Raw genomic sequence first — 23,043 nt, forward strand, 5'->3', positions numbered from 1 at the left:
GTTTCAGTCCCTTTTTAGTTGTCGAGGTTAAATTCATCCATCAGTTTATGCTTACGGCTGTAGTAAGATGCGATTTTTGCATCCGTATCAATGACTAAATAACTTTCAGGATATTCATTTCGTGAAGATGTAATGCTGCCGGGGTTTATCGCGTAGACACCCTGCACTTTCTCGATTTTCGCTACATGAGAATGCCCGTATAATGCATATTTAGCACCTGTTTCAGCTGCTTTTTCTGCCAGCGTGTTGCGGTCTGATTTAATACCGAACAGATGGCCATGCGTATAGAACATGCCCGCTTCTTCCAGCAAGCCTGTTTCCGGATAGTTATCATCGCGGTCGGTATTACCAGTTACGCGCAAATATTTCTCCATTTCAGGATCATCGTACGGAAATTCGCTGTCGCCTAAATGAATCGCTGCATCAGGTTTTACCGTGTCATATACTTCAGTTAAAATATTTTTCTCACTGTGATTATCACTAATGACTAATACTTTCATCTGTGAATCCCCCTATTTTTTCAACTTATTGAATACTTCAGTATCACTCATTAACTTTTCAAGCGCTTTCCCTCTATGACTGATTTCCCCTTTTTCTTCAGAAGTAATCTCACCCAGGTAAATTCCTTTCAGCGTTTTGAACAGAGGATCGTAGCCAAAGCCTGCACTGCCATGCGGTTCAGTCAGGATTTCGCCTGCTAATGTACCTTCATAAGTAATTGTTTCTTCACCGGGAATCGATAAAGCCAGCACGCATGTGAAGTATGCTGCTCTGTTTTCAATGCCTTTTATTCTTCTAACAGTTTTTCGTTATTCTTTTCGTCAGTCGCATTTTCTCCTGAATAGCGTGCTGAATATACCCCAGGTCTGCCTTCCAGCGCTTCAACCGACAGCCCTGAATCATCGCTGATTACCGGTAAGTTTAACGCTTCTGCCGCTGCTTCTGATTTTAAGATCGCGTTCTCTCTGAATGTCGTGCCTGTTTCTTCAACGTCAAATTCCGGCAGAATCTCTTTAATGCCGACAACTTCGAAATCTTCAAATATTGCTTTAAAGTCATTGATTTTGCCTTTATTGCCGCTCGCTATAACTATTTTTGTCATTTGTAAGTCTCCTGTAATAAAATATTTTCGATGCTGTATTCGATATCCGGAATCCAGCTGTTCATTACTTTTTCAAAAGTATTGTTTTCACCGTGAATAAAAATCCGGTGGTGCGGTGTGTTGTTATCTGCTGTCAGCAGTTTCTTCTTATGTAATTGCACCAGCGCAATCGTCACTGTCTCAAATCCTGCATCAATGATATGTTTTTCTCCATTAAAAAACTCAGCGATATACTTTTCGATAATAGGAAAATGCGTACAGCCTAAAATGACCGTATCCGCTTTTGTATCTTTGTAAGGTGCAAGTTTTTCCGCGACCGCTGTTTTTGTGATTGACGGATTTTCATAATCCAGACTCTCTATAAGTGTCACGAACTCCGGACATGCCTGATTATAAATTTTAACATCCTTATCGAAGCTTAAAATCCCCGCTTCATACGCGCCGGATTTTATCGTCCCTTCGGTCGCTAGAAGCAGTATTTCGTTTGTTATCGACGCTTTTTACGAAGTGCGCCAAGCGAACCAGGGTTAATCACACCATATACCGGAATATCAATTTCATCTCTTAATTCCGGCATGACCGCAGCTGTCGCCGTGTTACAGGCGATAATAACAGCTTTGACGCCTTTATCGATTAAAAACTGCACAGCTTCCTTTGTATAGTGCTTTACTTCATCCTGGCTCTTTGGCCCATACGGGCAATTCAGGCTGTCTGCAAAGTAATATACTTCTTCCGCCGGCAGCGCGTGAATAATTTCTCTCATTACTGTTAAGCCGCCGACTCCTGAATCCATAATGCCTATCGGTTTATTCATAATTGATCCGCTCGCTTTCCCTTAGAACATGTTCCAGGGCACCGGGAAGTATTTCCCGTTCAGCTTCGCTCAGGTTGGCCGTAATCTTCGCAATGTAATCAATCCGCTTATCGATTACCTTTTGAATAATTTCCTTGCCCTTATCCTCCATGCTGACAAGCACGAGGCGTTTATCCTTATCGGAACGATCGCGCCTCACATAATTGCCAGCCTCCAGCTTATCGACAATATCCGTCGTCGTCGAATGCGCCAAGTAAAGTCTGTTCGCCAGTTCGCCAATCGTAATGCCGTCCTTGTCGCCTACCCATTGGAGTGCTACAAACTGCAGCGGCGAAATATCGTGATGCTTTAATATTTCTCTGCCGTTTACCCTGACGTGCGATGCGATGTAGCGCAATGATTTTTCAATTGATTTAGTCTCCTGCTCATCATACATAGTTGCCAGTCCCCTTAAAAATCCTTTATAAATATAATAACGTAAATCGAAAGAAAAAATAGGAAGATGGGTGGATTGAGTTGTTAGCCGTGGCGTTTCGTATTCATTAATGTGAAAAATTAAACGAAGACGATAAATTTATCGCCTTTTTAATGAAACTTCTTATTAAACTTCTTGTCTAATTTTCGTCGGGCTCTGATGGCAGTGATTATGAAAACTACACAAATTATTAATAGCGCAGCCATAATAATATACAATGTATTCCCTATTGGATTATTAAATAGGAAAGGAATAGAAATAATCAGCAAAGATGCGAATATTGCTAATCCTATAATTGAATAAGTTAATCTCATAATCATTGCGGAATCACGACCTTTATTAGAGTGAGTTGGTTCCTTATGAAAATAGTACCGCAGATTAGGATGGAAATACAGGTGTGCAGGTAAAAAAGCATTGGTGAGCTGAATTTTATTTATACTAATGCTCTTTTGTATGATAAATGCATTACTTAAGCCACTTTCTACAACACTAATGCATTATTGTGAGCAAGATTAGCTTTAAATTGATAAACCTGCTCATAATGACAGCTGAAATGAGCAAGGTGCCTTTGAAAATATCAATCCTGCTCATTTTGACAGCTATAATGAGCAAGGTGACTCCGAAAATCTTAATCCTGCTCATAATGACAACTAAAATGAGCAAGGTGACTCCGAAAATCTTAATCCTGCTCATAATGACAACTAAAATGAGCAAGGTGACTCCGAAAATCTTAATCCTGCTCATAATGACAACTAAAATGAGCAAGGTGCCTCCGAAAATCTTAATCCTGCTCATTTTGACAACAAAAACGAGCAAGGTACCTTCGAAAACCTCAATCCTGCTCATCTCGACAGCTAAAATGAGCAAGGTGCCTTCAAAAGCGGTATAAACGATGATAACTCAAGGAAAATTCAGCGACTTATCACCGAAAACGAGCTAACCCACCAAACTAGCCATCAAATGAGCTAATTATCAAACAAAAAAACAGGACCCCGCAAAGGGGTCCTGCCTAAATCATATTAAAAGTATTAGTTTACTTCGTGGTCACTGCCAAAGAATGATTTGAACATGTGGAATGTTGTTTCGCGCTGCATTGATGCGATTGATGTCGTTAAAGGAATTCCTTTTGGACATGCTTCAACACAGTTTTGTGCCATTCCGCATTCTGCGATTCCGCCTGTACCCATTAGTGCATCTAGTCTTTCGTTCTTAGACATGCTGCCTGTCGGGTGAAGGTTGAATAAACGAACTTGAGAAATTGGTGCTGCACCCATGAATTTAGATTTGTCGTTTACGTTCGGACAAACTTCTAAACATACGCCGCATGACATACATTTTGATAATTCATAAGCGATCTGACGTTTTTTCTCAGGCATTCTTGGTCCTGGTCCAAGGTCGTATGTACCATCGATCGGCACCCACGCTTGAACGCGTTTTAAGTTGTCGAACATGAATGAACGGTCTACCTGAAGGTCTCTCACTACAGGGAAAGTGCTCATTGGTTCTAATTTGATTGGCTGCTGGTACTGGTCAACCAGCGCAGTACATGACTGGCGCGCGTTGCCGTTGATTACCATTGAACATGCTCCGCAGACTTCTTCAAGACAGCTTGCGTCCCAAGTTACTGCAGTTGTTTTTTGGCCTTTTGAGTTAACCGGGTTTCTTTGGATTTCCATAAGCGCACTGATGATGTTCATGTTCGGGCGGTATGGAATTTCAAATTCTTCCCAGTAAGCGCTAGCTTCCGGATTTTCCTGGCGTTTAATACTTAGCTTTATTGTTTTGTTTCAGTTGCTGTAGTACTCATTTTTATTTAGCCATCCCCTTCTACTAATGTTTAGCTGAATAGTCACGAATACGCGGCGGAATTAAGCTCACGTCTACGTCTTCGTATTCGAATCTTGGTGCTTCAGTCGGTCCTCAAAGAATGCTTTAGTTGTTTTCAGCCATTCTTCGTCATACGTTCCGGGAAGTCCGGTTTGTAATGTGCACCGCGTGATTCGTTTCTGTTGTATGCACCAATTGTAATTACACGTGCAAGGACAAGCATGTTCCATAACTGGCGTGTAAAGAACGCCGCCTGGTTACTCCATTTCTTAGTGTCGTTAATGTTGATTTGTTTGTAGCGTTCCATTAACTCTAAGATTTTCTTGTCAGTTTCAAGCAATTTATTTCTGACGAACAACTGTTACGTTTGCTGTCATGATTTCTCCAAGTTCTTTGTGGATTATGTACGCATTTTCCGTACCCTCCATCGCAAGAATATTATCGAATTTCTCCTGCTCAGCGTTAGCATATTTTCATAAAGTGACTCATCAAGATCTTCATAAGAAGTCTCAAGTCCTTGCACGTATTCTATCGCATTTGGTCCTGCAACCATCCCGCCGTAAATTGCCGACAGTAATGAGTTTGCACCTAAGCGGTTTCCGCCGTGCTGCGAGTAATCACATTCTCCTGCTGCAAATAATCCCGGAATAGATGTCATCTGGTCGTAGTCTACGACACCACCCATTGAGTAGTGTACTGCCGGGAAAATCTTCATTGGAACTTTACGCGGGTCGTCGCCTGTAAATTTCTCGTAGATTTCAATAATCCCGCCGAGTTTTACATCGAGTTCGTGCGAATCTTTATGTGATAAATCAAGGTAAACCATGTTCTCGCCGTTAATGCCGAGCTTTTGATTCACGCACACGTCAAAAATTTCACGAGTTGCGATATCACGGGGTACTAAGTTACCGTAGTCCGGATATTTTTCTTCAAGAAAGTACCAGGGCTTGCCGTCTTTATAAGTCCAAACACGTCCGCCTTCTCCGCGTGCAGATTCACTCATCAGACGAAGTTTATCGTCTCCGGGAATTGCTGTCGGGTGAATTTGAATAAACTCACCGTTTGCGTATACTGCGCCCTGCTGATAAACAATTGAAGCCGCTGATCCTGTGTTGATCATCGAGTTCGTCGATTTACCGAAGATAATTCCAGGGCCGCCTGTCGCCATGATTACAGCGTCAGCTTTGAAAGTTTTAATTTCTCCGCTTGTGATTTCCTGTGCTGTAATACCGCGTGCTCTGCCTTCGTCGTCTACAACTACTCCAAGGAATTCCCATCCTTCATACTTGTCGACTTGTCCTTTAACTTCGAAGCTTCTTACCTGCTCATCAAGAGCATACAGTAATTGCTGGCCAGTCGTTGCACCTGCATATGCTGTACGGTGGTGAAGCGTTCCGCCAAAACGTCTGAAGTCTAGTAAACCTTCAGGTGTTCTGTTGAACATTACGCCCATACGGTCAAGCAGATGAATAATTTCCGGTGCTGCATCCGTCATTGCTTTAACAGGCGGCTGGTTCGCTAAAAAGTCCCCGCCGTATACTGTATCGTCAAAGTGGATTGAAGGTGAGTCACCCTCACCTTTTGTATTTACTGCACCGTTAATTCCGCCCTGTGCACACACTGAGTGTGAACGTTTAACCGGAACGATTGAAAATAAATCTATGTTAGCACCAGCTTCTGCTGCTTTGATCGTTGCCATTAAACCTGCGAGTCCCCCGCCGACAACGATTACTTTATTATCCGCCATTATTTACACTCCTTTTATACAAACGCTAAGATTGCCATGACTCCGATTGTAGAAATTGCTAAGAAAACTAAAATTGCTACGTAACTCATAATCTGCTGTGATTTATTTGACTGTGTAATACCCCAAGTAATCATGAATGACCATAAACCGTTAGCAAAGTGGAATACCGTCGCAATAACACCGACGAGCCAGAATACTAACCAGAATGGATTCGCAACAATCTGCTCTACCATTTGGAAGTTTACTTCTTCACCTAAGAATACTTGGAAACGCGTCTGGTACACGTGGACTGCGATAAAGATAAACGCAACCACACCTGAAATTCTTTGAAGCACGAACATCCAGTTACGGTATGTTCCGTATCTGCCCACATTAATTTTAGCAGTAAATGCGATATAAATACCGTAAATACCGTGGAACAGAATTGGTAAGTAAATGATGAAAATTTCAAGCAGAATAACGAAAGGCAGGTTACCCATAATACTTGAAGCAATATTAAATGCTTCTTCACTGTATGTAGCTGTAAAGTTAACCAGCAAATGCTGGATTAAAAAGACACCCAGCGGAATTACACCGAGTAATGAATGTAATCTGCGAATGTAAAAACCTGAATCTTGATTCGACACTGAAAGACCCCCTAACTATTTGTCAACAAACTTTAACTCTTATTTTACCCGTAATAATTTTACAAATCAAGACAGCGTTTAATCTTTTACACTTTAATTTTACATTCGCGTGATTATGCCTGGTCGTTTAGTTTTCTAAATATGTTTTCAGCTACATTTTTTGGAATACCCATCTCTGTGAAATCGCTCACATTCTTTTCTTTCATTCTTTTGATTGAGCCGAATTTTGAAAGTAACTTTCGCTTCCGTGTGGGACCCACACCTTCGATATTATCCAGCTGGGATACAATCGATGTCTTCCGCCGTGTATTTCTGTGAAATGAAATTGCGAAACGGTGGACTTCGTCCTGAATCCGCTGTAAGAGATAGAAGCTCTGCGAGTTCTTTTTCAACGGAACGATTTCTGCCGGATCGCCGTACAACAGTTCCGCCGTTGCATGCTTGTCGTTTTTAGCAAGACCGGCGACCGGTATATCGAGCGACAGTTCATTTAAGAGCACGTTTTTAACCGTGTTCATATGGCCGACTGCCCCGTCGACGATAATCATGTCCGGCAGCGGCAGCCCTTCTTTTAAGACGCGCGTATAGCGGCGTCTGACCGCTTCAGCCATTGACGCATAGTCATCCGGACCTTTAACCGTTTTAATTTTATATTTACGGTAATCTTTTTTGGATGGTTTGCCGTCGATAAAAGCCACCATCACACTGACCGGGTCCACGCCCTGAATATTCGAGTTATCAAACGCTTCAATGCGCCGCGGCGTTTCAATGTTCATAATATCACCGAGCGTTTCAATCGCTTTAATCGTCCGCGCCTCGTCCCGTGCAATCATTTCAAATTTATTATCCGCAGCAATGCTCGCGTTTTTCGACGCAAGCTCCACCATTTCACGCTTAGCACCGCGTGACGGTGCCTTCACTTTTGCCGGCAGCGCTTCGTCCAGCAGCTTAACGTTGAATTCTTTCGGAATATGCACCTCTTTCGGCATCAGATTTGAGCTGAGGTCGTAGAACTGCACGATAAATCTAAAGAACTCTTCTTCTGCCGAGTCATTCATCGGAAACATTTCCGCTTTTTTCTCGATTAATTTACCGCTTCTGATAAAGAGCACAGACACCGACATCCAGCCGTTATCGACAGCGTAGCCGAAGCAGTCGCGTGCGGTCATATCAGCAGTCAGCATGTTCTGCTTCAGCATGGTATTTTCAATGTGCCCCATTAAATCACGGTATTCTTTTGCCTTTTCAAATTCGAGTTCTTCCGCGGCAGCGTGCATTTTCTCTTTTAATTCTGCTACTACCCCGTCAGTTTCGCCGTTTAAAAAGTTAGTGATGCCGTCAATCATCTGCTGGTTTTGTTCGTCTGAAACATTGAATACACATGGTCCGAGACACTGGCCAATATGATAATACAGACATAATTTATCCGGCATAACGTTACATTTTCTAAGCGGATAAATACGGTCCAGCAGTTTTTTCGTTTCGTGCGCGCTGTAGGCGTTCGGATACGGTCCGAAGTATTTTCCCGTCTTCGGCTTAACTGTGCGCGTTACGACGAGTTTCGGATGTTTTTCCTTGGTGATTTTGATAAATGGATAGCTTTTGTCGTCTTTTAATAAAATATTATATCTCGGAAGATGTTTTTTAATTAATGTATTTTCCAAAAGCAGCGATTCGACTTCCGACTGCGTAACGATAAAATCAAAGTCGACGATATCGGCAACGAGGCGCATTGTTTTCTCATCGTGCGCACCGGTAAAGTACGAGCGCACCCTGCTTCTGAGATTTTTCGCCTTGCCCACATAAATAATTTCACCGTCGCTGTTTTTCATTAAATAACAGCCTGGTTCGACGGGCAGGACTGACAATTTCAGTTTAAGTTCTGACATGATTCATCCCTTCTTCATAAAAAAAGCCGCCTCAATGGCGGCTTTTAAAAAATTAAGCGTGTTTTTCTATTAATGCAGCAAGCTGCTCTTTAGGCTGGAATCCAACAACTTTATCAACAGGCTCGCCGTCTTTGAAAAGAATTAAAGTTGGAATACTCATCACTTCGTACTCGCTTGCTGTAGCTTGGTTATCGTCAACGTTTAATTTAGCAATGTTAGCTTTACCTTCAACTTCAGGTGCTAATTCTTCAAGGATTGGAGCGATCATTTTACAAGGCCCGCACCATGGTGCCCAAAAGTCTACTAATGTAAGTCCACTACCAATTTCTTCTTTAAATCCTGCATCGTTCACTTCATATAATGCCATATAAAACTACCTCCATATTTGTATTGCTTTTATTATACAACAATTCATTTTGTCACTCAACGGTATTGCTTACACGAAGTACATCAGATAAATAATACCGCTTATAAACATTAACACACTAATCACTATAAGTACCTTTGCAAGTTTATACATATCAAAATTATCCACGGAGACTCACCTACTTCATTTCGACTATCGTCACACCGAAGCCGCCTTCACTCGGCATGCCGCCTCTGAATGATGATACTTTCGGGTGGCGTTTTAAATACTGCTGCACACCTTTTTGCAGCGCCCCTGTGCCCTTGCCGTGAATAATCTCTACATCAGAGAAGTTCGACAGCAGCACCTGGTCAAGATAATGCTCGAGACGGATCAATGCGTCTTCGTAACGTTCACCGCGGAGATCAAGCGTGCGGTTGACGTGTGTTTGTTCTGACGGATTGTAACAGGTTTCTGTGCTTTTTTAGCTTTCCGTTTTTTCACTTCGGACTTGTCGAGCTTCATTTTAATAATGCCCATCTGCACTGTGACTTCATCATTATTCAGTGCAATAATCTCGCCTTTTTGTCCGTAAGTCAGCACATCGACTTCATCGCCCACGGCGAGTGTTTCAACTTTTTCATTGCGGACGTCTTTCTTAATATCGCGCTGGTAGTAGCTGTCGGATAATTCTTTTTTAGCATTGATGAGTTCGTGTTCCTGGATGCTGTCGGCACCAAGTTCCTTCATCATTTCAAGTTCTTTAATAATTTCCGCCGCTTCAAGCTCGCGCTGCTTAACGATGCGGTTCGCATCATCCTGCGCCTTCTGAATCAGTTTTTCTTTATATTTAGCGAATTGTTCATTGTTCTCTGTAAGTTCTTGCTGCAGCTTTTCAGCTTCACGCATCAGTTCATGCGTCTCATGTTCATGCTCACGCGCTGACGTCGTATGGCGTTCGAGCGCTGTAATCATCTCGTTAACTTCCATATTGTCACGGCCCGTTAAGCTTCTCGCACGTTCGATTACGCCGTGATCTAGTCCCAGCTTATTGGAGATTTCAAACGCATTTGATCTCCCGGGAATCCCCATTAATAATCTGTACGTCGGCGATAAAGTGCTCACATCGAACTCAACACTCGCATTAATCACGTCTTCACGCGTGTAGCTGAATGATTTCAGCTGCGGATAATGGGTTGTCGAAATAATTTTCGCCTGCTTTTCGAGCAAGTATTCAATAATGCTGATTGCGAGTGCTGCACCCTCTTCAGGATCCGTCCCCGCACCGAGCTCATCTAAAATAACCAGTGACTCACTGTCGACACGCTTTAGAATGTCAGCAATATTTGTCATATGACTCGAGAATGTAGACAGTGACTGTTCAATCGACTGTTCGTCACCGATATCGGCATAGACGTTTTTAAAGACTGAAATCGATGAACCGTCACGCGCCGGAATTGGAATGCCGGCCTGTGCCATTAGGACCGATAAGCCAACCGTTTTAATTGTCACGGTCTTACCGCCGGTATTCGGTCCGGTAATAATAACCGCTTTTGTTTCCGGTTCGATAACGATATCGTTTTTCACGACTGACTCGCTGTCGATTAAGGGGTGGAAGGAGCCGATTAAGCGGATGGATTCATCATCGGTAATGATGGGTTTTGTGCCTTTAATATGCGCACCGTATTTTGCTTTGGCAAAGACCAGGTCAATATGGTGCAGGTTTATATTATGTTCATATAAATCGTGCGCCACTTCGTTTACCTGCTCTGTCAGTGCACTGAGTATTCTAGTAATTTCCGCTTCTTCGGATTCTTTTAAGCGTGTAATATTATTCGTCATATCAACGATCGCCGTCGGTTCGACGTAAATGGTCTGGCCGCTTTGCGATGAATCATGGATAATTCCTTTAAATTCGCTGCGGTAATCCACGTTGACCGGAATGACGTAGCGTCCATTACGCATCGTAATAATACTGTCGCTTAATTTACGCTGATTTTTTCTGACGATGTCGTTTAGACGCTCGCGGATTTTCTGTTCTTCTGAACCGATTTTTCTGCGGATGCGGAGCAGTTCTGCTGATGCATGGTCTAAGACCGTCACTTCATCGACAGTTTCAGTGATTCTCTTGTACAGAAAATGAATATCTTCAAGTTCTAAGATGTACGGTTTAAGGCTGGTAAGAAAAATTTCATCTTCTACAAAGGCGTTCATTAGACCTTGCAGCATATGCTTGCGGTTTAATAAGGATTTTATTTTATTAAAATCGCTCACACCTAATATGCTCCCGATTTCCGCCCGTTTTACAAAGGGTTTAATATCGCTGATACCAGCGAGTTCAACGTGGCGGTAACGGAGCATCGATGATGCATCGTCGGATTCTTCAATATTTTTAACTACTTTATCGATGTCAGTTTCAACGATGGAAAAATTTAATTTCTCCTTCGTCTGATCACTGACTGCAAATGCTTTGACAGATTCGAGAATTTTATCGAATTCCAGTTTGGTGAATGTTTTATCATTCATTTATATCACTCTGCTTACTTTTATTAATAAATGCTTTAAATTCTGCTCTTGTTAATGTGTTTAGTACCTGTGATTTTTTGACGAATGCTTTTTGCAGCGTCGCCACACCATATTTCATAAAATCAAAGTGGTCGGTATGGTGCGCATCGGTGTTTACCGTAAACATGACGTCTCTATTCGCAATCACATCGCTCGATAGATCGAGGCGCTGAGGATTGGCGTTAATTTCTAATATTGTGTTCGTCTGTTTGGCATAACGGAACAATTCATCCATATTAACCTGATACCCGTCTCGGACACCGATTAAGCGTCCCGTCGGGTGCGCAATGTGGCGGACGTACGGATTATCCATAGCTGATTTTAAGCGGTGCATAATTTCTTCTTCCGACTGCTGGAAGCTCGAATGAATCGCAGCAATGACGTAATCCAGCTGTTCGAGAATTTCTGAATAATCCAGCGTACCGTCAGCTAAAATATCCATTTCAGTTCCGCTGTAGACGTCAATATCGTCGTATTCTGCATTAATTGCTCTGATTTCTGCAAGCTGCTCAAGAAGACGTTCATCGCTTAAGCCGTTAGCAACACGCAAACTTTTCGAGTGGTCGGTAATAACAATATAATCGTAGCCTATCGTGCGTGCGGTTTCCACCATATCACGCACGCTGTATGCGCCGTCACTGTACACCGTGTGCATATGAAGATCGCCTTTAATGTCTTCGGGCTTAACGATTTGTGCGACATCGATGTCTGTCTCTTTACCCGTTTCACGCATGGACGGCGGAATGTACGGCAAATCGAAGTAGTTGTAAAATGCTGCTTCCGAGTCAAACGTTTTTACGCCGTCCGGTGTTTCAACGCCATATTCGCTAATTTTTTCACCGCGTGCTTTGGCGATCTGGCGCATCTTCACGTTATGATCTTTTGAACCGGTAAAATGCTGCAGCGTTGAAATATATTCTTCGCCGTTTACAAATCTGAAATCGACGTTAATTTCATCGAAATCATGCTCGATTTCTACTGAGAGTTTTTTATCGCCTCTGGCGACGATATCCGTCACGAAACTCTGATTGACCATCGTTTCCGTGAAGAGTTCGTAATCTTCCACTTTGACGATAAAATCCAGATCTCGAGATGTTTCCTTCGTCCGGCGGCCGCTGCCCGTCATGTCGTAACGTTCAACGCCCGGGATAATGTCGATAACATCGGTGATGATTTTTTTGAATTTTAATATGCGTGAAATCGGATAGCGCTCCGGTCTGTTTAATACCGTTTCAATCGATTTTAATATGTTCTCTTCTGTTTTCTTGCCGAAGCCTGAAAGAGCGCTGACTTTCTGCGCTTCACACGCTGTTTTTAAATCTTCGAGCGTACTGATGCCGAGTGCGTCGTGAATTTTAGCAATCTTCTTCGGGCCGAGTGTCGGCAGTTTCAGCATGCGGATTAAGCCGCTGGGGACTTTATCCTCAAGTTCTTTAAGGACTGTGGATTCTCCTGTTTTGACAAATTCTGCGATAACTTCGTTCGTGCCTTTACCGATTCCTTTAAGTTCACTGAAATCGGGGATTTCATCGAGTGTTCTCCCATCCGTTTCCAAAGCCGCTGCCGCTTTACGGTATGCGGATACTTTAAAAGGATTCTCTAAATTTAATTCCATATATACTGCGATTTTCTCAAGCAGTCTGATTACATCTTTTTTTTCATGTCTGCCTCCAAAAAAGAGCCATATCTCTATGACCCTACTTGTATCCATTCTATTAATTTTTCCGATATTATAAATGTGTGTTCCAATAAATGTGGCAATGCCTGATTCCGCCAGTGCTTCTTGAACCGGTGCGTAAGGAATCGTCGCTGTGAAAAATATATAACCACAAGTACATAGACAATCTCGATTAAGCCGAGCACTGTACCACCGATACTTGTAACCAAGCCGCCTGTTGTGACCTGCTGCAGATAATCAAATCCACTGACGATAATCTGAATAACAATTTTACTGATGATAAAAATAAGAAAGAAAGCAAACATATAATAATATGCATATTCAAGATTTCCAACATCGCCCAGCACTGCATTTGGATTCATCTGTGCAGTCGATGGATACGGCATCACTAAATAAAACCTGCTGCCGAGCGCTTCATAATTTAATGAAGCAATAACGAGAGCCGATATTGTACCGATCAAATGCAGGAACTGTAATATAATCCCGCGCCGGTAACCGGCAATCAGTCCGATTAAAAGTATAATTAAAAGTATTAAAGTCATAAGCTAGTTCCCTTTTTTAAGCGCGCTGTTTTCTTTTCCAGCGCCTCGTATTTTTCTTTTAACTTTATATAATCATCCATGATATTACAAGCGGTAAGCACCGCTTTTCTCGTCGTATCGAGACCCGGACTCTTTGCAGCAATCGCCGTAATATTACTGTCGACCGCCTCCGCCACTTGTCTCAGATGATCCTCGTTATCATTACCCACCAGCGTGTAATATTCATTATATATTTTACAGCAATGCGTGTTTTTTCCCGCTCATATTACATTGCCCCCATATCGATAAAATTTCTCACACATTTATCTATTTCAATATTTTATTATACTTATCCACGAATGTTAATACAAGCAATTAAAATGTTGCTGTTGTTGAGCTTGTTGAGGATTTTGAGATTTTTTGGTGGTGGCAGGTGATAAGTCAGCGGATTTTGTGGGACTTGTCACCGTTTATAAGACAAATTGCCACTATTTTCGTCATCTGCCCCCTTCGATGAGCAGGATTGCCTTTTTCGATGCGACCTTGCTCATTTTGCCCTTTATAATGAGCAGGATTGTCTTTTTCGAAGAGACCTTGCTCATTTTCATCCTGTTTATGAGCAGGATTGCCTTTTTCGAAGAGACCTTGCTCATTTTGACCTTCATAATGAGCAGGATACGTATTTTCCAACTGACCTTGCTCATTTTGACCTTTATAATGAGTAGGATTGTCTTTTTCGAAGAGACCTTGCTCATTTTCATCCTGTTTATGAGCAGGATTGCCTTTTTCGAAGAGACCTTGCTCATTTTCATCCTGTTTATGAGCAGGATTGCCTTTTTCGATGCGACCTTGCTCATTTTCCCCTTCATAATGAGCAGGATACGTATTTTCCAACTGACCTTGCTCATGTCTTGTATATTCATTATTCAGCGCCCACCCAATCAAACCAAAAAAAGCAGAGACAAATTTCGTCTCTGCTCATATATTAATTTTATCCTCTGACTGCATAGCCTGCTGCGATTAATGCTTCTTCAACTGGTGTGTGAAGTGCTTCGATGTCTTTATCTGTCAACGTTTTTTCTCTGTTTAAATAAGTTAAGTGAAGCGCAACAGATTTTTTGCCGTCTGCGATGTGTTCACCTTCGTACACATCAAACGGGTATACGTCTGTTAAATATTTCGGTGCTGCTTCACGAATCACCTCGATAATTTCAGACACGTTTACGTCGCTCGCAACTTCAAGTGCGATATCGCGTGACATCGACGGATATTTCGGCAGGAATTCATACAGAATGCTGCCCGTTTTAACGCGCAGTACTTCTGCCAAGTTAATTTCAAATACTGCCGTCTGGCCAAGGTCATGGTCTGCAGCATATTGCGGGTGCACTTCGCCTGCGAAACCGATCGCTTTATCGTCAAGATAAACTTCAGCTGTCCGTCCGGGGTGAAGTTCGCCGTGTACCGACGATTGTTTATAAGTCACGCGGTCAAGAAGACCGAGTTTCGTAAACAGTGATTCGAGCACACCTTTTACCGTATAGAAATCTGACGGCACAAAAGTGTTTGTCCATGCTGTTTTATGCTGTTCGCCTGTAACGATTCCAGCGAGCATTTCTACTTCATCCGGCAGTTTATCCTGCCCGTTAGTCACAAATATTTTACCGATTTCAAACAGTGACACGTTTTTCTGCTGGCGGTTCACGTTGTACGTCGCGTTATCCACTAAGTGCGGCACGAGTGACGTTCTCAGCACTGCGCGGTCCTCACTCATCGGCATTAATAATTTAAGTGAATCTGTCAGCGTCGTGAATTCACCGATGCGTTTTTTGCTCGTTAACGCGTAGTTTATCGCCTGGCTGAAGCCTTGTGCATTCAGCTGGCGCTTAATTACGCGCACTTCCTGCTGTTCATCCGATAAACGGCCCGGCGTAATTGTCGAATATTCCGGCAATGTCGAAGGAATATTGTCGTAGCCGAATATGCGAGCCACTTCTTCAGAAATATCCTCAGGAATTTTCAGATCATCGCGGCGTGACGGAATAATGACGTCGATCGAACCGTCTTTTTCTTCAGCGCCTAATCCAAGTTTCTGCAGTGTGCCGAGAATTTCAGCTACTGTTAAGTCAGTACCGAGACGATTGTTGATAAAGTCCACAGATGTCTGAATGACACCCGGCTCTAAATTAAGCTGACCTTCGGATGCAATGCCGCTCAGCGTCTTGCCGCCTGCATATTTTTCTAATAAATATGCTGCGCGGTTTACCGCAGGTAAAATAAATTCGTGTGAGACCCCTTTTTCAAAACGCTGTGATGCTTCACTGCGCAAGTTTAAACGGCTGCTCGTTTTGCGGATTCTAACCGGTTCAAATAATGCAGATTCAATTACAACATTTACCGTCTGCCCGGTTACTTCAGAATCCTGACCGCCCATTACACCAGCTAATGCGATTGGCACTTCGCCGTTTGTAATAACGATATCATCAAGCGTCAGCGTGCGTTCCTTGCCGTCGAGCGTCGTGAACTTCTCATCTGCTTTAGCGGAACGCGTCACAATTTTGTCCGAGCCGATTTTATCGCGGTCGAACATATGGAGCGGCTGACCGTATTCCATTAACACGTAGTTCGAAATATCAACGACGTTGTTTATCGGACGGATGCCTGCTTTAATTAAACGAATTTGCATCCATAACGGTGCCGGTTTGATTGTTAAATCTCTGACTTCTCTGACAGCGTAAAACGGCACCGCTTCACTGTCTTCATTTTCAACTGCGACTGTAACTACATCGTCAATTTCTTTAACAGATGTATCCGGCACTGCAACTTCACCGCCGAATAAGGCGCGCGTTTCATATGCTGCACCGATCATCGATAAGGCATCTTTACGGTTTGGTGTTAAGTCGAACTCGAGCACCTGATCATCTAAATATAAAGCTTCAAGCGCAGCAGTACCTGGAGCCGGTTTTGAGTTAAACATGAAAATTCCGCCCTGATATTCAGCCGGCACATATTCTTCTTTTACGCCGATTTCTTCCAGCGAACAAATCATGCCTTCCGATACTTCACCGCGAAGTTTCGCGCGTTTAATTTTAATTCCGCCTGGCAGTCTCCCGCCGACTTTAGAGACGATAACGTAGCTGTCTGCTTTAACGTTCGGTGCACCACAGACGTCTGGTTGTTTCTTCGCCGGTATCCACTTCGCACAAGTTTAAACGGTCTGCTTCAGGATGCGGCTTAACCGACTTCACATAGCCGACAACCAGTTTTTTAATATCCGCTGTGTAATCGATAATGTCATCCACTTCAATCCCGCCGCGTGTAATGCTTTCAGCAAGTTCACCGGTCGGCACATTAATATCGATAAACGTTTCTAACCATTCTCTAGATACTCTCATTCTGTTCGCCTCCATCTTCTGTCGGAATGAATTGATCGATAAATCTTAAATCGTTCGTATATAAATGACGGATATCTTCAATGCCGTATTTCAGCATTGCCACACGGTCCGGCCCCATTCCGAATGCAAATCCTGAATATTCTTCAGAATCAAAGCCAGCCATTTCAAGTACGTTCGGATGTACCATGCCGGCACCTAAAATTTCAATCCAGCCTGTCTGCTTACAAACGTTACAGCCTGACCCTTTACATTTAAAGCATGAAATATCGACTTCAACACTCGGCTCAGTGAAAGGGAAATAACTCGGACGTAAACGAACTTCTCTGTCGTTGCCGAAAATTTCTTTCGCAAATAATTCGAGCGTGCCTTTTAAGTCACTGAGGTGAATGTTTTTATCGACTACAAGTCCTTCGATCTGGGTGAACTGGTGTGAATGCGTCGCGTCATCGCTGTCGCGGCGGTAAACTTTACCAGGGCAAATAATTTTAACCGGACCTTCGCCTTTTTGAGCTTCAAGCGTACGCGCCTGAACCGGTGATGTGTGCGTACGTAAGAGAATATCTTCAGAAATGTAGAAGCTGTCCTGCATATCGCGTGCCGGGTGTGATTTCGGTAAGTTCAATGCTTCAAAATTATAGTAGTCCTGCTCAACTTCGTAACCTTCTTTAATTTCGTAGCCGAGGCCGATAAAGAAATCTTCGATATTTTCAACGATACGGTCAATCGGATTCGACCCGCCGATTTCAAGCGTGCGTCCCGGTAATGTTACGTCAATTGTTTCTTCAGCAAGTTTTGCTTCAAGCGCTCTTTTAGACAGTTCCGCTTCAAGTTCACTGAGTTTCGACTCGATGTCGTTACGCAGCACGTTAACTTTTTGGCCGTAAGCCGGACGCTCTTCGTTTGACAGGTTTTTCATCTCTTTCATTAAACCTGTTACTTTACCTTTTTTACCTAAATATTCAACACGTAAATCAGCGAGTGCTTTACTGTTATCGATTCCGCTTAATTTATCGTTAAATTCAAGCTGCATTGTTTCCATCACCTGTGTCATGCCCGTCACTCCTCATATTTTTAAAGTATATTATTAAAAACAAAAAAACTCCGTCCTAAATAAAAGGACGGAGTTCCGTGGTACCACCTAATTTTCTGCATATGCAGACACTTACCGCGTCTATATGGTGACGCAAGCCCGTATTACTTCATCAATCAGGTGAACACTGATTAAAACCATACATTAATTTTCAGCTGCTATTAATGTTCTCTGTGACTGGTCATAATAATCATTTATTCCTAACTTCAACCGAAGCAGATTTATAATATTGTTACATCCATTATAGCCCAACTGCGCTTAAAATCAAGATTTAAAATGATGCATCATGATGGCACCGGCGATTGCAACGTTTAAACTTTCACTTGACCCGGGCATATTAATCTTCGCATTAATATCCATCAGCTGCAGCGTTTCATCAGTCAGCCCCTGACCTTCGTTACCGAGGACAAGCATAATATCGCCTTTTGGCTTATTGAAATCATCAATATACACTGCATCATTCAGCGATGTACCAATTTTAATTCCTTTAAAGCTTGCGACAGCTTCCGCTGCTTCACGCTGTAAAATGTTCAGGTGGAAATGACTCCCCTGGGCACTGCGCAAAACTTTCGGATTGTACGGATCTGCACTCTTCGGCGTGATCAGCACTGTTTTAAAGCCGAACGCATCCGCAGTGCGGATAAGTGTGCCGAGGTTGCCTGGATCCTGAATGTCTTCCAGCAGCAGTACTCTTTGAAAATCAATCTTTCCCTGCTTTTGCTGATCTACTATCGCCGCAATGCCGGGCGGTGTATCCAATGTCGATAAAGATTTCATCACGTCTCGGGAAACGTACAGCGTTTTAAATTTATCGATATTTAAATCGTGCTTGAACCCGTCTTCGATAATAATCGTCTCGACCGGCTGGTTATAATTAATCGCCTCTTCAACTAAATGAACACCTTCGATTAAAAACTGATTTGTCTTTTTGCGCCCTTTTGCCGTATGGAGCTTACGGTAATTTTTAATGCGCGTGTTATCTTTTGAAGCAATAACTTCTTTTACCAAATGATTTCGTCCACCTTATCGTCGTTTAATGATTTGACTACTTCCGTTACGAGTTTAACTGCATTGTTGTAGTCTTCCTTATGCATAATTGACACATTCGAATGCATGTAGCGCACCGGTACGCCGATTGCTACCGACGGTACACCGTCGTTTGATACGTGGAATGAACCTGCATCTGTGCCTCCGCCTGGAATCACTTGTAATTGTACAGGGATATCTTTATCTTTGGCAACTTCTAATATATGTTTTCTGAACGGCACATGTCCGATATTTGAACCATCAAGTAAAATAACGAGCGGCCCTTTACCAAGATCGCCTGTACCGTTTGAAGATTTCATTCCCGGTGTATCCATGCCGAGACCAACGTCTACTGCGATTGCTAAGTCCGGTTTTACTTTATTCGCCGCCACTTTAGCGCCGCGCAGACCTACTTCTTCCTGCACTGTTGCACCGCTTACCAGGTTAATATTTATATTTTCTTGTGCAAGATTCTTCATGACTTCGATTGACAATGCCACGCCAAAACGGTTATCCCATGCTTTTGCAAGCAGGTAATTTTTATTCGTCATCTCTTCAAACTCAGATGCAGGTGTTACCATATCACCGAGCATCACGCCTGCTTCAAGTGCTTCATCTTTTGAAGCAACACCGATATCGATAAACATATTTTTAATATCAACAGGTTTTTTACGCTCTTCCGGCGATAATACGTGCGGCGGTTTAGAACCGATGACCCCTGTAATTACATTGCCTTCACCTGTCGTAATGTTCATGCGCTGAGACAGCATTACCTGATTCCACCAGCCGCCGACCGGCGTAAATTTAAGAAAGCCGTTATCGTCAATTTCAGTTACCATAAAGCCGATTTCATCCAGGTGCCCTGCGATTAGAATCGTTTTGCTGCCGTCTTTGGCAGTTTTCTTACCGTATACCCCGCCTAAATTATCTTCAATAATTTCATCGCTTAAAGGCTCAAGGTAGTTTTTCACTTTATGTTTTACTGCATTTTCAAACCCTGCAATACCATTGACATCTGTTAAGTCTTTTAACATTTCAAGTTGTTTATCCATTTAAAATCCCCTTTAAAGTTGTTGTGTCTCAATTTTACCATAAAGTATTTCAGCTTTCGAAATATATATACTGCATAAGAAAGCACCCTCCTTGAGGAGAGTGCTCTTTAGTAATTAGTTTCTATCCGGATACGTGTAATCCGGGTCATCTCTTCTTGGATATTCATCCACCCAGAAGTTGTGATCTTTAAAGTCTTCAGGATCAGGTGTATAAACGATTTCGTCAATTTTACCCTGTTTTTGAAGTTTGTACTGTCGTTCGTAATCCCGGAACGCTTTGAGTGCCGGTTTTTGCAGTATAAGAATCCCGATAACGTTAATCCACGCCATCAGTCCTACACCGAGGTCACCCATCTGCCATGCAAGGCCAGCTGTAGAAATCGTACCGTAGAATGCTGAACCGATTAATACGATACCGAGCACATATTTCAGCCACGGCATTCTGCCTTTCAGCATGTAGACCAGATTGGTCTCTGCTATATAGTAATACGCGAGCATGGTCGTATAACAGAAGAACAAGAGCGCAAATGCGATGAAGTATGAACCGAATCCGATAAAGCCTTCCTGGAAGCTTTCCATACCGTGGAATGCTTTGTCAATACCAGCCTGTGTAAATACTACCGTACCGCTGACATCTCTCTCGCCGTCTACGTTAGTCTGATATACACCGTTATCGACAATGAGTCCGCCGTCGCCGTCAGACACGTTATACATACCTGTCATTAAAATCATCAGTGCCGTTGCTGTACATACGAATAAAGTATCGATATATACTGAGAACGCCTGAACTAAACCTTGTTTAGCCGGGTGTGAAACTTCCGCAGCACCTGCTGCGTGAGGGCCAGTACCCTGACCTGCTTCGTTTGAGTACAATCCGCGTTTAATACCGATCATAATCATTGCACCAACCGTACCTGCGAATTGCTGTTCAAGACCGAACGCACTTCTGAAGATTAAGCTGATTAAAGCCGGTACTTCTGAAATATTCATAATTACGATAATTACTGCAACGATGATGTACGCAATTGCCATAAATGGAACAGCTGCTGTTGCAACGTTGGCAATCGAGCGGATTCCACCGAAAATTACTACTGCTAAAATGATGATTAAGAAAAGACCGATCATCCATGATTCAATAAACGGAAATGCATTTGTTGCTGCACTTGAAATTGAGTTGGACTGAATGCCCGGAAGTAAAAGTCCGCAGGCAAGTATTGTTACTACTGCGAACAGCAATGCATAGTATTTACCAAACGTTCCACCGATCCCCTTTTCGATGTAGTACGCCGGCCCCCCGCGGTACTGACCGTCTTCTTTCTGTTTGTAAATCTGTGCCAGCGTTGACTCTACAAACGCACTACCTGCACCAAGGAAGGCAATCAGCCACATCCAGAATACTGCACCTGGACCCCCGATAAAGATTGCGGTAGCCACCCCGACGATGTTACCTGTTCCGACACGGCCTGCCAGTGATACGGCAATGGCCTGGAAACTGGAAATCCCCTCTTCTGATTTTCCACCCCTCAACATTAAACGGACCATGTCGACTATGTATCGCACCTGGAACAATCTCATGCGAATTGAGAAGTACAATCCTGTGACAACGAGAAGTATGACGAGTGCCGCACTCCAGACGATGTCGTTAAAAAACGTTACAACTGTCTCCATTAAATGATTCCCCTTTGTTTTCTTTCTATAATAAGAAATTACCACTCAAATATAGTCTATTTACTAATCATTGTCTATAACTTTTTATAAAATTGTTACCGCTTACAACATTGATATATCAACATTATCTCCTCAAACCGTTGGGGCGTAAAGGCTGAGAGCTGTAAAAAAACCTTATCCATTAAATGGATAAGGCTGAATTATCAGTATATTATTATTTGATGTGAAAAGCACCTTTCCAGGCATCCGGTTTTTATCCTACAGCGGATAAAATTTGCTCTATAATCTTTCACCAATCTGACCGCTATGAAGATTGTAATTGCAGCCATAATGATTAACCCTGCATACATTAAATAAATATAGTGAGCAGTCCCGCCTGCATCATTGCCGCCGTTGTATTCGCGAGCGCGTGAAGGAGAATTGCCAATGGATACAGCCACCACTTCCCTTTCATCATCACTGCTGAGAAGACGATAACCGAAAGTGCGATGTGGAGACTCATCGCAATAATTCTTTCCATAATCGCGATTAAGTACATATACCACGGCTGGCTCACAACTAAATCTTCGGCTGCGACCGGCAATGCGCTGATTGCGTCCGATCCTGAATTTATCAGCACAGCAAGAATTATTCCGTACAGCATCCCAAGACCAACGACCGCGGCAGCTTCAAAACCGCCGTGCCCGATACCGTACGATACCGCGCTGTCGATATCACGATAATGCTTTTTTGTGAGTAGGAATGCGAATAATCTCCCCGTCTCTTCGAAAATACCCGCTGCGAAAATTCCGTAGAGCACATAAAGCCACGGTGATGATGATATTAATCCGATTGTCCCGTCGGGTTGCGGGTTCAGCACGATTACGTGCATAATCTGTTCGAGGATTAAAGCAAACACTAAAAATACGCCGATACCCAAAATGAACGGCAGCCACCTGATTTTAAACTTTTTCCTGAGGATGAACATAAAAATAAACGGCAGTAAAATTGATAAAACCCCTACAGCCGCCATAATTACAATTTCTGATTGAGGAATCATTGTGCACACGCTCCTTTATGAATATTGTAGCGGTAAACGGAGGGGTGGGCAACGGAGATTGAATTATTATAGTTAAAATTTGGGAAGGGATTTAATGCGCCGTCGTTATGTGTGGCACAGTGACGGGATAACCCGCCTATCTCGTCATCGTGGGTGGCACAGTGACGGGATAAACCGCCTATCTCG

General features: G+C 42.9%; 19 protein-coding genes and 3 pseudogenes. All 22 read right to left on the reverse strand.

What is annotated here, in order from left to right:
* Positions 1-14 precede the first annotated feature (14 nt).
* The gene (locus G4D76_RS02550; RefSeq protein WP_026859740.1) at positions 15-500 is read right to left on the reverse strand and encodes a metallophosphoesterase family protein; all 486 of its coding nucleotides are present in this window, start codon (positions 498-500) and stop codon (positions 15-17) included.
* Positions 501-512: 12 nt separating this feature from the next.
* Positions 513-1,102, reverse strand: a pseudogene (locus G4D76_RS02555) (XTP/dITP diphosphatase).
* On the reverse strand, positions 1,099-1,593 hold the full coding sequence (locus tag G4D76_RS14355; RefSeq protein ID WP_371814644.1) for an aspartate/glutamate racemase family protein: 495 nt from the start codon (positions 1,591-1,593) through the stop codon (positions 1,099-1,101). Before G4D76_RS14355 ends, G4D76_RS02555 begins: the two are co-directional and overlap by 4 nt.
* Positions 1,590-1,916 (reverse strand): glutamate racemase, encoded by a 327-nt coding sequence (locus G4D76_RS14360; RefSeq protein ID WP_250130129.1) that lies wholly within the window; start codon positions 1,914-1,916, stop codon positions 1,590-1,592. Before G4D76_RS14360 ends, G4D76_RS14355 begins: the two co-directional genes overlap by 4 nt.
* Positions 1,909-2,352, reverse strand: coding sequence for a MarR family winged helix-turn-helix transcriptional regulator (locus tag G4D76_RS02565; RefSeq protein WP_026859737.1), 444 nt, complete (start codon positions 2,350-2,352; stop codon positions 1,909-1,911). Before G4D76_RS02565 ends, G4D76_RS14360 begins: the two co-directional genes overlap by 8 nt.
* Before the next feature lie 1,067 nt (positions 2,353-3,419).
* Positions 3,420-4,169 (reverse strand): succinate dehydrogenase iron-sulfur subunit, encoded by a 750-nt coding sequence (gene sdhB / locus G4D76_RS02570; protein WP_213810970.1) that lies wholly within the window; start codon positions 4,167-4,169, stop codon positions 3,420-3,422.
* 52 nt (positions 4,170-4,221) lie between these two features.
* Positions 4,222-5,965 (reverse strand): annotated as a pseudogene (sdhA, locus tag G4D76_RS02575) (succinate dehydrogenase flavoprotein subunit).
* A 14-nt stretch (positions 5,966-5,979) separates the two neighbouring features.
* Complete coding sequence (locus G4D76_RS02580) at positions 5,980-6,591, reverse strand: succinate dehydrogenase cytochrome b558 subunit (protein ID WP_213810465.1); 612 nt, start codon at positions 6,589-6,591, stop codon at positions 5,980-5,982.
* A 113-nt stretch (positions 6,592-6,704) separates the two neighbouring features.
* Positions 6,705-8,480 (reverse strand): excinuclease ABC subunit UvrC, encoded by a 1,776-nt coding sequence (gene uvrC / locus G4D76_RS02585; RefSeq protein ID WP_305794277.1) that lies wholly within the window; start codon positions 8,478-8,480, stop codon positions 6,705-6,707.
* Positions 8,481-8,532: 52 nt separating this feature from the next.
* Positions 8,533-8,847 (reverse strand): thioredoxin, encoded by a 315-nt coding sequence (trxA, locus tag G4D76_RS02590; protein ID WP_026859731.1) that lies wholly within the window; start codon positions 8,845-8,847, stop codon positions 8,533-8,535.
* 178 nt (positions 8,848-9,025) lie between these two features.
* Positions 9,026-9,223, reverse strand: coding sequence for a Smr/MutS family protein (locus G4D76_RS14365; RefSeq protein ID WP_250130130.1), 198 nt, complete (start codon positions 9,221-9,223; stop codon positions 9,026-9,028).
* Positions 9,220-11,352, reverse strand: a complete 2,133-nt coding sequence (locus G4D76_RS02595) for an endonuclease MutS2 (protein ID WP_250130131.1) — start codon at positions 11,350-11,352, stop codon at positions 9,220-9,222. Before G4D76_RS02595 ends, G4D76_RS14365 begins: the two co-directional genes overlap by 4 nt.
* Positions 11,345-13,102, reverse strand: coding sequence for a DNA polymerase/3'-5' exonuclease PolX (polX, locus tag G4D76_RS02600; RefSeq protein WP_213810466.1), 1,758 nt, complete (start codon positions 13,100-13,102; stop codon positions 11,345-11,347). The genes G4D76_RS02595 and polX overlap by 8 nt, the downstream gene beginning before the upstream one ends.
* A complete protein-coding gene (locus G4D76_RS02605; protein WP_250130132.1) occupies positions 13,081-13,611 on the reverse strand; it encodes a CvpA family protein in 531 nt (176 codons plus the stop codon). The genes polX and G4D76_RS02605 overlap by 22 nt, the downstream gene beginning before the upstream one ends.
* Positions 13,608-13,844 carry a cell division protein ZapA gene (gene zapA / locus G4D76_RS02610; protein ID WP_213810972.1) on the reverse strand — a complete coding sequence of 79 codons (237 nt, stop codon included), beginning with the start codon at positions 13,842-13,844 and terminating at the stop codon, positions 13,608-13,610. Before zapA ends, G4D76_RS02605 begins: the two co-directional genes overlap by 4 nt.
* A gap of 187 nt (positions 13,845-14,031) precedes the next feature.
* On the reverse strand, positions 14,032-14,535 hold the full coding sequence (locus G4D76_RS02615) for a hypothetical protein (protein ID WP_213810467.1): 504 nt from the start codon (positions 14,533-14,535) through the stop codon (positions 14,032-14,034).
* A gap of 46 nt (positions 14,536-14,581) precedes the next feature.
* Positions 14,582-16,982: pseudogene (gene pheT / locus G4D76_RS02620) on the reverse strand (phenylalanine--tRNA ligase subunit beta).
* Positions 16,969-18,033: a phenylalanine--tRNA ligase subunit alpha gene (gene pheS, locus G4D76_RS02625; RefSeq protein WP_026859724.1), complete on the reverse strand. Its 1,065-nt coding sequence runs from the start codon at positions 18,031-18,033 to the stop codon at positions 16,969-16,971. The pseudogene pheT and the gene pheS overlap by 14 nt, the downstream one beginning before the upstream one ends.
* 303 nt (positions 18,034-18,336) lie before the next feature.
* Positions 18,337-19,080: a TrmH family RNA methyltransferase gene (locus tag G4D76_RS02630; RefSeq protein ID WP_026859723.1), complete on the reverse strand. Its 744-nt coding sequence runs from the start codon at positions 19,078-19,080 to the stop codon at positions 18,337-18,339.
* Positions 19,074-20,150 (reverse strand): M42 family metallopeptidase, encoded by a 1,077-nt coding sequence (locus G4D76_RS02635; RefSeq protein ID WP_213810468.1) that lies wholly within the window; start codon positions 20,148-20,150, stop codon positions 19,074-19,076. Before G4D76_RS02635 ends, G4D76_RS02630 begins: the two co-directional genes overlap by 7 nt.
* Positions 20,151-20,264: 114 nt before the next feature.
* Positions 20,265-21,818: an alanine/glycine:cation symporter family protein gene (locus G4D76_RS02640; RefSeq protein ID WP_213810469.1), complete on the reverse strand. Its 1,554-nt coding sequence runs from the start codon at positions 21,816-21,818 to the stop codon at positions 20,265-20,267.
* A 349-nt stretch (positions 21,819-22,167) separates the two neighbouring features.
* Entirely contained in the window at positions 22,168-22,857 is a 690-nt protein-coding gene (locus tag G4D76_RS02645; RefSeq protein ID WP_213810470.1) for a YhfC family intramembrane metalloprotease, read from the reverse strand.
* Positions 22,858-23,043: the final 186 nt, after the last annotated feature.

The sequence above is a fragment of the Jeotgalicoccus sp. WY2 genome, from assembly GCF_018437745.1.
GTDB classification, from domain to species: Bacteria; Bacillota; Bacilli; order Staphylococcales; family Salinicoccaceae; genus Jeotgalicoccus; species Jeotgalicoccus psychrophilus.

Bases quoted from the DNA above. Each gene is read 5' to 3' on its own strand.
- G4D76_RS02635 (WP_213810468.1), bottom strand. From the start codon at position 20,150: ATGGATAAACAACTTGAAATGTTAAAAGACTTAACAGATGTCAATGGT.
- G4D76_RS02550 (WP_026859740.1), bottom strand. From the start codon at position 500: ATGAAAGTATTAGTCATTAGTGATAATCACAGTGAGAAAAATATTTTA.
- G4D76_RS14360 (WP_250130129.1), bottom strand. From the start codon at position 1,916: ATGAATAAACCGATAGGCATTATGGATTCAGGAGTCGGCGGCTTAACA.
- trxA (WP_026859731.1), bottom strand. From the start codon at position 8,847: ATGGCATTATATGAAGTGAACGATGCAGGATTTAAAGAAGAAATTGGT.
- G4D76_RS02565 (WP_026859737.1), bottom strand. From the start codon at position 2,352: ATGTATGATGAGCAGGAGACTAAATCAATTGAAAAATCATTGCGCTAC.
- G4D76_RS02595 (WP_250130131.1), bottom strand. From the start codon at position 11,352: ATGAATGATAAAACATTCACCAAACTGGAATTCGATAAAATTCTCGAA.
- polX (WP_213810466.1), bottom strand. From the start codon at position 13,102: ATGGATACAAGTAGGGTCATAGAGATATGGCTCTTTTTTGGAGGCAGA.
- pheS (WP_026859724.1), bottom strand. From the start codon at position 18,033: ATGACACAGGTGATGGAAACAATGCAGCTTGAATTTAACGATAAATTA.
- uvrC (WP_305794277.1), bottom strand. From the start codon at position 8,480: ATGTCAGAACTTAAACTGAAATTGTCAGTCCTGCCCGTCGAACCAGGC.
- G4D76_RS02640 (WP_213810469.1), bottom strand. From the start codon at position 21,818: ATGGAGACAGTTGTAACGTTTTTTAACGACATCGTCTGGAGTGCGGCA.
- G4D76_RS02645 (WP_213810470.1), bottom strand. From the start codon at position 22,857: ATGATTCCTCAATCAGAAATTGTAATTATGGCGGCTGTAGGGGTTTTA.
- G4D76_RS02605 (WP_250130132.1), bottom strand. From the start codon at position 13,611: ATGACTTTAATACTTTTAATTATACTTTTAATCGGACTGATTGCCGGT.